This is a genomic window from Ignavibacteriales bacterium (assembly GCA_016709155.1).
Taxonomy (GTDB): domain Bacteria; phylum Bacteroidota; class Ignavibacteria; order Ignavibacteriales; family Ignavibacteriaceae; genus JADJEI01.
Genome location: JADJEI010000001.1, coordinates 1,051,312 through 1,064,770, shown reverse-complemented (window position 1 = coordinate 1,064,770; position 13,459 = coordinate 1,051,312). Strand labels below are relative to the sequence as shown.

At 33.0% G+C, this 13,459-nt stretch carries 10 protein-coding genes and 2 pseudogenes; all 12 read left to right on the top strand.

The annotated features are described in order from the left end of the window. Positions 1 to 4 precede the first annotated feature (4 nt). The 12 genes and pseudogenes from IPH11_05470 (at position 5) to dut (ending at position 13,405) form a co-directional block, all read left to right on the top strand. A complete protein-coding gene (locus IPH11_05470) occupies positions 5 to 1,291 on the top strand; it encodes a polysaccharide biosynthesis C-terminal domain-containing protein (GenBank protein ID MBK6913126.1) in 1,287 nt (428 codons plus the stop codon). 337 nt (positions 1,292 to 1,628) lie between these two features. Beyond that, on the top strand, positions 1,629 to 2,474 hold the full coding sequence (locus tag IPH11_05465; protein MBK6913125.1) for a glycosyltransferase: 846 nt from the start codon (positions 1,629 to 1,631) through the stop codon (positions 2,472 to 2,474). A gap of 22 nt (positions 2,475 to 2,496) precedes the next feature. Then, entirely contained in the window at positions 2,497 to 3,669 is a 1,173-nt protein-coding gene (locus IPH11_05460; protein MBK6913124.1) for a glycosyltransferase family 4 protein, read from the top strand. Between the two features lie 58 nt (positions 3,670 to 3,727). Then, positions 3,728 to 4,726, top strand: a complete 999-nt coding sequence (locus IPH11_05455) for a Gfo/Idh/MocA family oxidoreductase (GenBank protein MBK6913123.1) — start codon at positions 3,728 to 3,730, stop codon at positions 4,724 to 4,726. Positions 4,727 to 4,761: 35 nt separating this feature from the next. Further along, positions 4,762 to 5,289, top strand: a complete 528-nt coding sequence (locus IPH11_05450) for a glycosyltransferase (protein MBK6913122.1) — start codon at positions 4,762 to 4,764, stop codon at positions 5,287 to 5,289. Between the two features lie 481 nt (positions 5,290 to 5,770). Beyond that, a pseudogene (locus IPH11_05445) lies at positions 5,771 to 7,167 on the top strand (sugar transferase). Between the two features lie 20 nt (positions 7,168 to 7,187). Further along, the gene (locus IPH11_05440) at positions 7,188 to 7,910 is read left to right on the top strand and encodes a polyprenol monophosphomannose synthase (GenBank protein ID MBK6913121.1); all 723 of its coding nucleotides are present in this window, start codon (positions 7,188 to 7,190) and stop codon (positions 7,908 to 7,910) included. 12 nt (positions 7,911 to 7,922) lie between these two features. Beyond that, positions 7,923 to 9,895, top strand: a pseudogene (locus tag IPH11_05435) (glycosyltransferase). Positions 9,896 to 9,900: 5 nt separating this feature from the next. Further along, positions 9,901 to 10,851 (top strand): acetyl-CoA carboxylase carboxyltransferase subunit alpha, encoded by a 951-nt coding sequence (locus tag IPH11_05430; protein ID MBK6913120.1) that lies wholly within the window; start codon positions 9,901 to 9,903, stop codon positions 10,849 to 10,851. A 213-nt stretch (positions 10,852 to 11,064) separates the two neighbouring features. Beyond that, positions 11,065 to 11,472 carry an acyl-CoA thioesterase gene (locus IPH11_05425; GenBank protein ID MBK6913119.1) on the top strand — a complete coding sequence of 136 codons (408 nt, stop codon included), beginning with the start codon at positions 11,065 to 11,067 and terminating at the stop codon, positions 11,470 to 11,472. A gap of 9 nt (positions 11,473 to 11,481) precedes the next feature. Next, positions 11,482 to 12,936: an oligosaccharide flippase family protein gene (locus IPH11_05420; GenBank protein ID MBK6913118.1), complete on the top strand. Its 1,455-nt coding sequence runs from the start codon at positions 11,482 to 11,484 to the stop codon at positions 12,934 to 12,936. Between the two features lie 10 nt (positions 12,937 to 12,946). Next, entirely contained in the window at positions 12,947 to 13,405 is a 459-nt protein-coding gene (gene dut, locus IPH11_05415) for a dUTP diphosphatase (protein MBK6913117.1), read from the top strand. Positions 13,406 to 13,459: the final 54 nt, after the last annotated feature.

The window sequence follows — 13,459 nt, the reverse complement described above, 5'->3', positions numbered from 1 at the left end:
ACAAATGAATTTTAAGAAAGAATTTTCCCTTACGGGAATAATTAGTATAGCAATTGCCGTAGCAGCTTTTATTAATAACATTATTGTTACACGTCAAATAGGGGTAGAATCCAGAGGCAAATATGCCATCATTTTAAACTTAGTTATGTTACTTTCTCTTTTTTTAGGTGAAGGATTAAGAAAAAGTAACACGATTTTAGTCGCGGATAAACAAAATAAACTGAAAGATTTTTTATCACTCAATTTTGTAGCCCTATTAACAATATTTATTATTTTTATTGTAGTCCTGAATCTTCCAAAAATCAGGACACGTTTTTTCCCAAACATCACTTCATTACAGTTTTTATTTGGATTGATAATAACAATTTTAACGATTGGTTGGCAGGGAATCCAAGCATTGTTCTTGGGCGAAAGAAAAATTAAATATTACAACAATATCCAAGCAATCCCTGTCTTTGTAACTTTGTTGATTAATATAATAGGCATTTACTTATTCGGATTTGTATTAAACGAAATACTTCTTGTTGTATTGATCAGTTCTTTTCTGTCGTTTAGTTATGGGCTATATGTCTATAGGGGTCAGATAAAGGGAATTGTACAAATTAATATTCAATTGTTGAAACAATCTTTTATGCTCAGTACCCGCTCAACTTTTGTGGCAATATTTTTTTTTATACTGATTAGAGGAGACATTTTTTTAATCAATTATTTCCTTGGATCAGTCGCTGCAGGTTTATATTCGATAGCAGTACTATTCGTTGACGTAGCTCAGCGAGTTCCAAATTTTTTAGGTCCACTTTTTATTTCTCGTACCTTGAATGATGACTATACATCAAGTGTGATTAATGCAGTGAAACTGACTAGAGTTTTATTTGCTTTTAATCTTATCTTAGCCCTTGTATTATTAATTAGCGCGCATCTTATAATAAAATTTTTATTTGGGGAGGATTTTTATGGTTCAATTACATCTTTACTTTATTTACTTCCAGCGATTGTTTTTTTTGGTTCCGGAAGTATTATTCATTCTTTTTATATTGGACAATCATATCCAACTTTCACTATAATAAATAATTTTTTTGCCGGAACACTCAACCTTGGGTTAAACATTTTACTTATTCCACGATATGGAATTGCTGCCGCCGCGCTTGTTAGTTCATTTACTTACTTCTTATGGATGTTCTTCTATATTATGTACTTCAAACATTTAACTGGAAACGGATTCCGTGAAATGCTTATTCTAAGAAAAAGCGACATAAAATACTTTTTTAATAATAAAAAGAATAGTCGGTGAGGCTTTGAGAGTTTTAATCTTTTCATCAATGTATCCTAATTCTATCATGTATTTATCTGGCATATTTGTTCATTGTCAGGTTAAAGAATTGGCAAAAAGTCTTGATGTAAAGGTAATCGCACCAATTCCGTATGTTCCTTTTTTTTTAAGTCGCCTATCAAAAAATTGGAGAAAGATTAAAAAAATTTCTTACTTTGAAAAAATAGATTCGGTGGAAATATTCCACACAAAATATCTTGCAATACCGAATGGACTTTTTAAAAATTTTTGGGGTTATTTTTTTGCACTTTTTTCAATATAGACAGTCTGGAAATTAACCAAGATTAAAAAGATTAACATGATTCATGCTCATGGAAGTACTCCCAATGATTTAGGAGCATTTCTTATCTCAAAATTATTTAGGGTTCCTCTTGTGATTACTGTTCACGGTGAGACTGTGTATTCAATACAGAAGTATCCAAAACGATATCGAAATTCTATTAAAGCTATAATAAAGGCTAATGCTGTAATAACGGTTTCCAAAGTGATGAAGAAAAAGATTTTTGAACTATCTGGGAAGGATGGTGTGAATATCATTTATAACGGCTATGAAGAGAAAGCTTTACTAAGTTTCAATTCACCTAAAAATGAAAGCATCCAAATTCTTTTTGCTGCAACTTTGTACGAACGTAAAGGATTAAGATATTTATTGGAAGCTGCATCTATAATTCTGAAGAAGTACCTGCACATCGAATTTATAATCGCTGGAGGGGGCCCCCAACTAGACGAAATGAAAGATTTATCACGAATATTGAATATTAAAAGGAAAGTAACTTTTTGCGGGGAGGTAAGTCATGAGAGAATGATGCACCTAATGAATATTTGTGATATTTTTGTTCTTCCAAGCTGGGATGAGGCATTTGGTGTAGTATATTTTGAAGCGATGTCATTCAAAAAGCCCGTAATTGGGACAGAAGGTGAAGGTGTTTCGGATTTTATCCAAGATGGCATGAATGGCTTTTTGGTAAAGCCTAAAAATGTTTCTTCAATTATTGATAAGCTTATTCCACTAATTGAAAGTGAGAAACTTCGTGAAGAAATAGGTTTAAAGGGTTATAAAACTATTAAAAATTTAACGTGGGAGAATTCTGCCAAAGAGGTAATCAAGGTTTATACAAAAGTTTTAGAAACATACCATGCTTAATTTTAATAACAAAAAAATCCTGATGCTTTCTCAAACGGTCTTTCCACCGGATATCAGAATTGAAAAAGAAATTAAGACTCTATCAGAAAATGGATATGAGATTACAATTATTTGTAATCAATATGATAAAAGAAAATCTCCAGATTTTCCTTATTGCAGAATTGAGAGGGTAAAAGCACTTTTTAGTTCCTATCGTTTAAATAAAATTTTTAATTTCCCTTTTTTTCTTAATCCTAGATATGTTCTTAAAGTATTCCTCACTGTCATTAGGATTAAGCCGAAAATTATTCATGCTCACGATTTACCGATGGTGCCATTGGCTTTGATGATTAATTTTTTTTTCCGGTTGCCTATTATTTATGATATGCACGAAAATTATCCCGAAGCATTGAAATATTTTGATAAGAAAGGAATAATAAATTTCATTTTTAAAAATTATAAACTAGCACGATATCTGGATAATTTTTGTATCAAGCATTGCGACAAAATTATTGTGGTCATTGATGAGAATAAAGATAGACTTATTGCAGGAGGAATTGATCCAAATAAAATATTTATTGTTTCAAATACAGTAAGTCTCGAAACTTTTAACGTGATATCAAATGATACTTCATTTTCAAAAATTTATAACGATAAAAAGGTCATTCTTTATTCCGGAACAGTCAGTCCTGATAGGGGACTGGATACGCCAATTTTAGCGATGGAAATTCTAAAAGAAAAAATTTCTAATGCCTTGCTAATGATTATCGGCGAAGGCAGTCATAAAAATTATTTAGAAGATTTGTGTAAAAAAAAATTACTGAATAATTATGTTAAGTTTATTAATTGGCCTGGACATGAAAATTTAGCGAATTTTATTTCATTAGCTTCGGTTTGTATTATCCCTCAGCCAAACAACGATTTTATCAATACAACGATCCCACATAAACTATTTGAATACATGCGGATGTCTAAACCAGTCCTCGTTTCAGACGCTATTCCTTTGGCTCGAATTGTTCGAGAGACTGACTGCGGAGAAGTTTTTGAATCGAATAATCCAGAGAGTTTTGCAAACCATATTTACGATATGCTGAATTCAAAAATGAAATTTGGGCAAAACGGGTATGATGCTGTTCTAAACAAATATAATTGGGAACAAGACAAGAAAGAATTACAGAGACTTTATTATGGGTTTAACTTGATTAAAAAGGAATGATAAGTTTTATCGGATAGTATAACAATATTATAACAATTTTAAATTTGGAGAACAGGAAATGAATATCGGAATAGTTGGTTTAGGTTATTGGGGACCTAATCTTGTTAGAAATTTCAGCTTAAGTGATAAAATAGATAAAATTTTTTGCTATGATCAAAATAAAGATAGAATAAAAAAAGTACAAAAAGTTTTTCCAAATATCTGGAGCGTTCCTGATTATGAATCATTATTGAGTTCCGACCTTGAAACAGTGGTAATCGCAACTCCCGTTCATTCACATTATTTGTTGGCTAAAGAAGCACTTAAACATCATAAGCACATTTGGGTAGAAAAACCATTCACTCTAAATTCAATTCAAGCTAAAAAACTGATAGAATTAGCTGAAAAAAACGAGGTTAATATTTTTGTTGACCATACTTTTATTTATACAGAGGCGATACAAAAAATTAAAAGTTTAATTATTAATAACGAAATTGGTGATATAAATTATTTTGATTCCGTTAGAATAAATCTAGGACTATTTCAACATGATATCAATGTTATTTGGGATCTTGCCCCACACGACATCTCCATAATGTTATATTTACTTTCTAAATATAAGGTGGAAGCTATTTCAGCTAATGGTGTCGCTAATTACTCAAAACAGGAAAACATTGCTCAGCTTTGTATTTATTTTAGTGAAAATTGTTTTGGGAATATAAATGTGAATTGGACGTCACCTGTTAAGATTAGAAAAATACTTATAGGGGGGTCCAAAAAAATGCTATTGTTCGATGATTTAGAAAATTTTGAAAAAATCAAAGTTTATGATAGTGGGATTGAGATTAATTCCTCTGAAAGTATTCATGAGGCTTTAGTTCAATATCGTATTGGTGATATGTACTCTCCAAAATTAAAACAGACAGAGGCTCTACAATCTGCTGTTCAAGAATTTGTTTCATCGATAAACGAAAAGAGAAAACCTTTAACCAGTGGAGAGAATGGATTAAAAGTGGTAGAAATTCTTGAGGCAACTCAACTGTCTCTTAATTCAAAAGGCAAAAAAGTTTTGGTGTAAGTTGAGTAATTATTTTTTCTTTAAATTAAAGACGAATGAACGAAAAAAAATACAGTTTCACTATAGTAGTTCCAGCATATAACGAATCAAAGTATATTTCTGGTTGCTTAAATTCGATTTTAAATCAGAATTATGATTTAAATAAAATCGAAATTATTGTGGTTGATGGAATGTCAGAAGATTCAACAGACTCAATTGTTACACAATTTACTAAAAAGTATAAAAATATTTTTTTAGTTAAAAATCCACACAGAAAAACACCGGTATCATTGAACATAGGTGTGAAATCTGCGCATAATGAGGTGATAGTAATTTTGGGTGCACATACAGAAATAGATAAAAATTTTCTTCATTTTAATAATAAATATTTGAGCGATGAAAATATCTTCGTTGTTGGAGGAACTCAGATAAATATAAGCAGAACTTTTATTCAAAAATGTATTGGTTTGACAATGGAATCTCCCTTCGCTATGGCAAGTGCAGCTTACAGGTGGAGCAGAAAAAAAAGATTTGTTGATACTGTGGTATATGCAGCATATAAAAAAGAATTTTTGAGAAGGTAGGTTTATTCGAAGAAAACCTTTTAATCTCTGAAGATGCAGAATTTAATTGGCGAGTTAGGCAAGCCAGTTTTAAAATCTTCTTTACTCCGGAAATAATAACTTACTACTTTGCCAGAAGTTCTTTATTTTCATTTTTAAACAAATTTTTAGATACGGCATACTCCGGGTAAATGTCCAAAAAAAACATTATAATTCAATCAAGATACGTCATTTAATATCACCTGTTTTTTTTCTTACTATTACTACACTAACGACATTATCATTTTTTCAAATCATTGGAATTTCAGCTTTATTTTGGTTCTTAACTTTCTATTTTAGTATAAATATTTTATTTACGGCATTCTTTCTATTTCCACGTAAAATTCCATATTTGCCAATAGTAGCTATTTTTACTTTTATTATGCACTTGCTGTGGGGTTCGGGATATAGCTTAGGTATTTTTTTACCTAATAAAGAATCTCATTAACAGTCTATTTAATCAATGTCCAAACCCTTCGAAAAAATATTGATCCTTCTCATAGATTTTCTTTCCATCAACCTTGCGTGGTATGTCTTTTTTTATTTTCGTGTTCAGTCCGGGTGGTTCGATTTACTTACTATGCCGGAATTCTTCCTGCCGATGTTTGTGGTTTATTTTTACTGGCTTTTGATTTTTACTTTTGTCGGTATGTACCGCACATGGTTTGCTTCTTCAAGATTTGATGAACTATCAACTCTCTTCAAAGCTTCTTTCGTAGGAATTTTTATTTTGTTCTTCCTCATTTTTGTCGATGATTATTCACACAATGTTGCGAGTTCCTCAAGAATATTAATTTTTATTTATTGGGGATTATTTCTTTTCTTCGTTGGAAGCGGCAGACTTTTAATTCGTGCAATACAACGCAGATTAATCATCCATAGCTTCGGCAGGAAAAATACTTTGATAGTTGGCTTTAATGAAAGAGCATTTGAAGTTCATAATCAGATTATTGAACACAAAGCCTTAGGACTTGATGTTGTTGCTTACATAGCTGTTCACGATGAAAACATTGAAAAGGAGTTTCGGAATATTCCTGTAATCGGGCATGTAGCTGATCTTCCTAAATTTATTGATGAGAAAAATATTAAAGAAGTGATAATTGCGCTCGATAAAGAAAATCACGATTTACTTGTGGAAGTAATTTCGTTAAGTGAAAATAAAGGGGTGGGGCTGAAAATAGTACCTGATCTTTATGAAATCCTTAGCGGTCAGGCGAGAAGTTCTCAGCTTTATGGTATTCCGTTGATAGACATTATGCCGGAGCTAATGCCGGAATGGGAAAAAAAATTAAAGCGGCTTATTGATATAATTGCTTCATTACTGATTTTGATAATCACTTTTCCAATTTGTTTACTTTCTGCTATCGCAATAAAAATAGACAGCGAAGGAAGTATATTTTTTAAGCAAGAAAGAATTGGGCAGAACGGAAAAGTTTTCCGGATCCTGAAATTTCGTTCGATGAAAAAAGATGCCGAAAAAGATACTGGTCCTGTCTGGTCACAAAAAGATGATCCACGAATTACAAGTGTTGGCAGATTTATTCGCAAAGTTCGCATTGATGAAATACCACAGATGTTCAATGTTCTCAAAGGTGAAATGAGCATTGTTGGTCCGCGCCCGAAAGAGCTTTCTTTGTTGAACAATTATCAAAGGAAATTCCTTATTATAAAAGGCGATTAAAAGTTAGACCTGGAATAACAGGCTGGGCGCAGGTTAAGCATAAATATGATGAATCAATTGAAGACGTTAAAATAAAATTAAGGTACGATCTTTTTTACATTGAAAACATGTCGTTAAGAATGGATTTTAAAATCCTGCTTAGAACAATTTTTGTAGTTTTGTTCGGTAAAGGTCAATAGCAATTATTAATTAAAAAAATATGACTGAAAATAAAACGCTAATAATCGTCCCGACATTTAATGAGCTTGATAATATAACAAAGCTTATTCCGGATTTATTAAGTCGTTCTGCAAATCCGGATATACTGATAGTTGATGACAATTCACCGGATGGAACGGCAGAGTTCATTCAACAATTAGCGTTAAGTAACGATAGGATCCATTTAATCAAGCGTGAAAAAAAAATGGGACTAGGAACTGCATACATTGCAGGATTTAAATTTGCGCTTAAAAATAATTATGATTTTATTTTTGAAATGGATGCCGACTATTCGCACGACCCGAAAGAAATCCCAAACTTTTTAAATGCTATTCAAGAAAATGATCTTGTGCTTGGAAGCCGTTACAGCAATGGTGTAAACGTTGTCAACTGGCCTATGCGCCGCTTGCTGTTAAGTTATTTTGCAAATATTTATACAAGAATTATTACAGGTTTGCCGGTTAAAGATGCTACGGGCGGCTTCAAATGTTTCAGAAGAAAAGTACTCGAAACAATTAATCTTGACCGGGTTAAATCGAATGGTTATGCTTTCCAAATTGAAATGACATACAAAGCATTTAAAAAAGGATTTAGAATAAAAGAAATCCCCATCATTTTTATAGATCGGATGAAAGGTAAATCTAAAATGTCGAAACGAATAGTCCGAGAAGCAATTACTATGGTGTGGAAACTACGTTTAAGAAGTTTGGTTGGAAAACTTTAACCTGAAACTAAATTGAAACTTTCAGTAATCATAGTTAATTATAACGTTAAAGAATATCTTAAAAATCTTCTTCTCTCATTAGACAAAGCCGCCGCAGGAATTCAATACGAAGTAATCATAGTTGATAATGCTTCTGATGATGGAAGCGTTGAATTACTAAAAGAAAAATTTCCATCTGTAAAATTAATTGTTAACAAAAAAAATCTTGGCTTTGGCAAAGCAAACAATATAGGCTTGGCTTTATCGAAGGGGGAGTTTATTCTTCTGATTAATCCGGATACGATTATTCAGGAAGATACAGTGACTAAAATGTTTTCTTTTTTTGAATCAAATAATCAAGTAGGATTAGCCGGCTGTAAAATTCTCAATCCTGACGGCACGCTGCAGCTTGCATGCAGAAGAAGCTTCCCCGGACCCTGGACATCGTTTTGTAAAGTCACCGGCTTAAGCAATTTATTTCCTAAAAACCGATTTTTTGCTCGCTACAACCTTACTTATCTCGATGAAAATAAATCATACGAAGTAGATGCAATTTCCGGATCGTTCATGATGTTGAGGAGAATGGTTTATGAAAAAGTTGGCGGTTTCGACGAACAATTTTTTATGTACGGCGAAGATCTTGATTTATGTTTTCGCGTGCAGAAAGCCGGGTTCAAAAATTTTTATGTACACGATACCCAGATCATTCATTATAAAGGTGAAAGCACCCGAAGAAGCAATCTTGATGAGACAAAAGTTTTTTACAGCGCGATGCACTTATTTGTAAAGAAACATCTTTCCAGTTCATTCATTGTAGAACTGATTCTCCGAAGCGCAATAAATTTTAGAAAAATTATTGCCTTTGCAGGTCGCAAAAAAAATACTTTCATCTTTCTCGCTTTAGATTTTCTTCTGTTTGATCTATCGCTTTTTATTTCTGAAAAAATTTACTCATCAATAAGTGATTGGAAAGGTTTTCCCGAAAATGATCTGCTTACTGTCTTTACACTTCCCGCGGCTCTTTACGTTTTGATCGCTTTGCTTTCCGGAGATTATAAAAAGGATAGATTATCTGTACTAAAGAATCTTGGAGTTTTGGCTGGAAGTTTTATCCTGCTGACCTCGCTCACATTTTTTTTCAAGCAGTTTGCATACAGTCGTGCAGTGGTGATCATTTTATTTATCATTTTATTTTTTACTCTATCCATCTGGCGAATAGTTGCCAAATTAGTTTTTAAAATTGGTTGGGAAAAGGATCACTTAAAAGAAAAGCGAACATTGATAGTCGGGACAAATGAATTATCTCTCAAAATTGCTTCAAAGTTGAAAAAAAATATACAGATTTTCATACAGTAGCAGGATTAATTTCGGCTTCTAATAAAGAAATCGGACAAACATTTCAAGGCTTTGAAGTACTCGGCAGCATTCAAAATGTTAAAAAAATTATTGGCAGTAAAAAAATTAACGAAGTAATTTTTTCATCCGAACTAAGTTACAATCAAATGATGGCAATAGTTTCTGATTGTCAGAATCTTTCTGTTGATTTTAAAATAATTGGTGACGACCTTGATTTTATTGTTGGTAAAACAAAAGTTTCGCTTTTGGATGATTTACCATTGATTGAACTAACATACAGCATTACCAATCCGCTGCAAAGATTTGTGAAAAGAGGATTTGACATTTGTGTATCAACTGCGGTTTTGTTTTCATTCTATCCTTTAATATATTTCATCAGTAAACTGAACGCAAAGCAAAGTGATTTTAGAAATATAATTCTTCAGGCTCCGTCAGTCTTTAAAGGTTCTAAAAGTTTTGTTGGTCCTGCCTTTTTAGAAAGTGAATCAGAACTTTATCTTGGCAAACCGGGATTGACCGGATTCTGGTTTATTGAAGATGTTAAAAAAGATGACATGAAAAAATTGAATATCCTTTATGCCAAAAATCAAAATATATGGCTTGACCTTGAAATTATTGGCAAAACGATAACTAAAATTTGGAGTAAATAAATTAAATGGCAAAAGCAGTACTGGATTTTGAAAAACCAATAATCGAATTGGAAGCAAAACTTGAAGAGATGAAAAAATATTCAGATAATCTTGATATTGATAAAGAAATTCTTCGAATAGAAAGCAAAGTCAGACAGCTTAAAGAAGAGCTGTACAGAGATCTTACCCGCTGGCAGCGCGTTCAACTCGCACGACATCCCGATAGACCTTACACACTCGATTATATAGATTTAATGACAACAAATTTTGTCGAACTTCATGGCGATCGAAACTACCGCGACGACAAAGCTATTGTCGGCGGCTTTGCAATGATAGACGATTTCAAGGTTATGATTATAGGACATCAGAAAGGGAGGGATACAAAATCAAATCTTTACAGAAATTTTGGAATGCCAAACCCCGAAGGTTACCGTAAAGCACTGCGGCTGATGAAGCTTGCAGAAAAATTTGGCAAACCCGTAATTACAATGCTCGATACTCCGGGTGCTTATCCCGGGATTGAAGCTGAAGAGCGCGGGCAAGCTGAAGCAATCGCAAGAAATCTTTTTGAAATGAGCCGCCTTCGTGTTCCGATTATTGTAGTAATTATTGGGGAGGGTGCAAGCGGCGGCGCTTTAGGTCTTGGTGTTGGCAATAGAATATTAATGCTTGAAAATTGCTGGTACTCTGTTATTAGTCCTGAATCTTGTTCCAGTATTTTATGGCGAAGCTGGGAATACAAAGAACAAGCAGCCGAAGCGCTCAAACTTACCTCTACCGATTTGCTTGAACAAAAAATTATAGATCGAATTGTACCTGAACCGCTTGGCGGCGCACACAAAAACCAAACCGAAGCGGCAGCTAATCTGAAAGCAGTTTTAAAAGAAGAATTAGCTCAATTAGTGAAAATCAAACCAGATAAACTGGTAGAAAATAGAATTGAGAAGTTTTATAAAATGGGTGTGTACGTAGAATAGCTGATTGGTTACGATTATTTTTCATTTATTTTATCTTAATTGTAATGAGGCTGTCTCAAAAGTAATTTTTACTGTCACACTGAGCCCGTCGAAGTGTGAAGTCACTATGGCATTGCCATAAGTCTTCGACAAGCTCAGACTGACAAAATTAGACTTTTGAGACAGCCTCTCTATTTTTCCTTAAATCTATCAACTTAAATTTCAAATAATGCTATGCTAATTCATCGAACAGAATTAAGAGTTCGTTATGCCGACACAGATCAAATGGGGCGGGTTTACAATGGAAAATTTTTCGAGTACTTTGAAGTAGGGAGAACTGAAATGATGCGCGAACATAATCTTCCGTACAAAACAATTGAAGCAAATGGTTACCAAATGCCTGTTGCTGAAGCTCATATCAACTACAAATCGCCTGCATATTATGATGAAGTTTTAATTATTGAAACAAGAGTAGAAGCGCTTCCAACGGTAAAAGTTAAAATAGATCATACAATTTTTAGTAAAGAAAGAAATGAAATTGTTGCCGAAGGATACATAACCCTTGTTTTTATAAATATGAATACAAAGCGTCCTTCGCGTCCACCGGAATTTTTTATGAATGCCATAAGAAAATTTTATTGAAAAATTCTGATGCTTGATAAACTTAAACAACTTACGAAAGACACTGCCATCTATGGTATCAGTACGATGTTTGCGAGGTTCATTACATTTCTGCTTGTTCCATTTTACACAAATATTTTCAATCCTGATGAATACGGGATTATCACAAACCTATACGCATTTATTGGCTTGATGAATATAATTTACATTTATGGAATGGATGCGGCATACATGAAATTTGCAGCGTCAAAAGAGAATGGGGAACAGGGAGATATTTTTTCAACTCCTTTTATTTCTGTTGCGATGGTTGGTTTAGTTCTCGGTGTGATTATTTTATTTATGTATAAAAAGATTTCCCTCCTGCTGGGAATTCCTTATGATTTTCAGTACTTAATACTTTTTCTGCCATTAATTCTTTTGATAGATGCTCTTGCAGTAATTCCATTTATAAAACTGCGGCTTGAAAGAAAAGCGAAGAAATTCGGCTTATTTAAAATTCTAAATATTATCATTACAGTTTTAATGAATGTTGTCTTAATTTTTTTACTGCACTGGGATATCGAAGCTGTTTTACTAAGTAATTTAATTGCTTCAATTGTTTCCCTCCTCCTTGTCTTCCCGTCAATACGCAGGTCTTTTCACTTCAGCTTTAATTTTCATTTAATGAAGCGATTATTAAAATTTGGATTGCCATATCTTCCTGCGGGACTTGCTTCAATGATCATTCAAGTAATTGATAGACCAATAATGGAACATCTGACTAACCTTACAACGCTTGGAATTTATCAGGCAAATTATAAGCTTGGAATTTTTATGATGCTGTTTGTAAATATGTTTCAATACGCATGGCAGCCGTTTTTTCTACAGGAAGCAAAAAGTGAAAATGCCAAAGAACTTTTTGCAAAAGTACTGACCTACTTTACGATTGCAAGCAGCACAATGTTAGTCATTGTTTCTTTATTCATTGATAACATCGTTAAGTTTAATTTTTTTGGTTATTCACTTATCGGGTCAGCATATTGGGTCGGACTCGATATTGTTCCGGTAGTTTTATTTGCTTACTTGTTTAATGGGCTTTACGTTATTTTTACGGCAGGAATTTTCATAAAAGAAAAAAGTATTTATGTTCCGATCATAACCGGCGCAGGAGCTTTGGTAAATATTTTCACCAATTTCATTTTAATTCCAATTATGGGAATAATGGGGGCGGCTTTGGCTACACTTGCAAGCTATTTCGTAATGGCAGCCGGATTGTACTTTGTCAATCAAAAAATTTATAAAATTGCTTATGAAAATTGGAAGATGATAAAAATATTTATCCTAATTGGTGTAATTGGATTTTCATACTATCATTTTCTTTATCGAAACGAATTAGATATCTTTATAAAAATTATTTTGCTGCTAAGTTTTTTAATTGCTTTGTTTACTTTTATTATTGATAAAAACGAAATGCGCTTTATAAAATCCAAAGTTGAAAGTATTTAGAAAAAATAATATGAAGTCTGAGTTGACAATAAATATAAAAAGAATTTCAAGTGACTTTGATGATATTGAAATGCCGCATTATGCCACTGCAGGAAGTGCCGGAATGGATGTTCGGGCGGCAGTGAACGATGAAGTAATATTAAAAAGCGGCAAAACAATTTTAGTCCCCACTAATTTTAGCGTTGAAATTCCGGAAGGATTCGAAATTCAAGTTAGACCAAGAAGCGGGATGGCAATTAATCATTCAATCGGGATATTAAACTCTCCCGGAACAATTGATTCGGATTATCGCGGGGAGATAAAAATAATTTTGTTCAACTTCGGAGAAGAAGATTTTATTATCAAACGCGGTGACAGAATTGCACAACTAATTATTTCAAAAGTATATCGAGCTGTGCTTAATGAAATTGATGAGTTGAATACCACCGGCAGAGGTTCCGGTGGGTTTGGTCACACGGGAAAAAGTTAAAAATATTTTTTATTAGGTTTTTAAAATTGATTTAGAAGAAATTCTTAATCATAA

What these genes read in the sequence shown, in the direction of transcription:
- IPH11_05470 (MBK6913126.1), top strand. Translation starts at nt 5, where the DNA reads ATGAATTTTAAGAAAGAATTTTCCCTTACGGGAATAATTAGTATAGCA.
- IPH11_05465 (MBK6913125.1), top strand. Translation starts at nt 1,629, where the DNA reads ATGATTCATGCTCATGGAAGTACTCCCAATGATTTAGGAGCATTTCTT.
- IPH11_05460 (MBK6913124.1), top strand. Translation starts at nt 2,497, where the DNA reads ATGCTTTCTCAAACGGTCTTTCCACCGGATATCAGAATTGAAAAAGAA.
- IPH11_05455 (MBK6913123.1), top strand. Translation starts at nt 3,728, where the DNA reads ATGAATATCGGAATAGTTGGTTTAGGTTATTGGGGACCTAATCTTGTT.
- IPH11_05450 (MBK6913122.1), top strand. Translation starts at nt 4,762, where the DNA reads ATGAACGAAAAAAAATACAGTTTCACTATAGTAGTTCCAGCATATAAC.
- IPH11_05440 (MBK6913121.1), top strand. Translation starts at nt 7,188, where the DNA reads ATGACTGAAAATAAAACGCTAATAATCGTCCCGACATTTAATGAGCTT.
- IPH11_05430 (MBK6913120.1), top strand. Translation starts at nt 9,901, where the DNA reads ATGGCAAAAGCAGTACTGGATTTTGAAAAACCAATAATCGAATTGGAA.
- IPH11_05425 (MBK6913119.1), top strand. Translation starts at nt 11,065, where the DNA reads ATGCTAATTCATCGAACAGAATTAAGAGTTCGTTATGCCGACACAGAT.
- IPH11_05420 (MBK6913118.1), top strand. Translation starts at nt 11,482, where the DNA reads ATGCTTGATAAACTTAAACAACTTACGAAAGACACTGCCATCTATGGT.
- dut (MBK6913117.1), top strand. Translation starts at nt 12,947, where the DNA reads ATGAAGTCTGAGTTGACAATAAATATAAAAAGAATTTCAAGTGACTTT.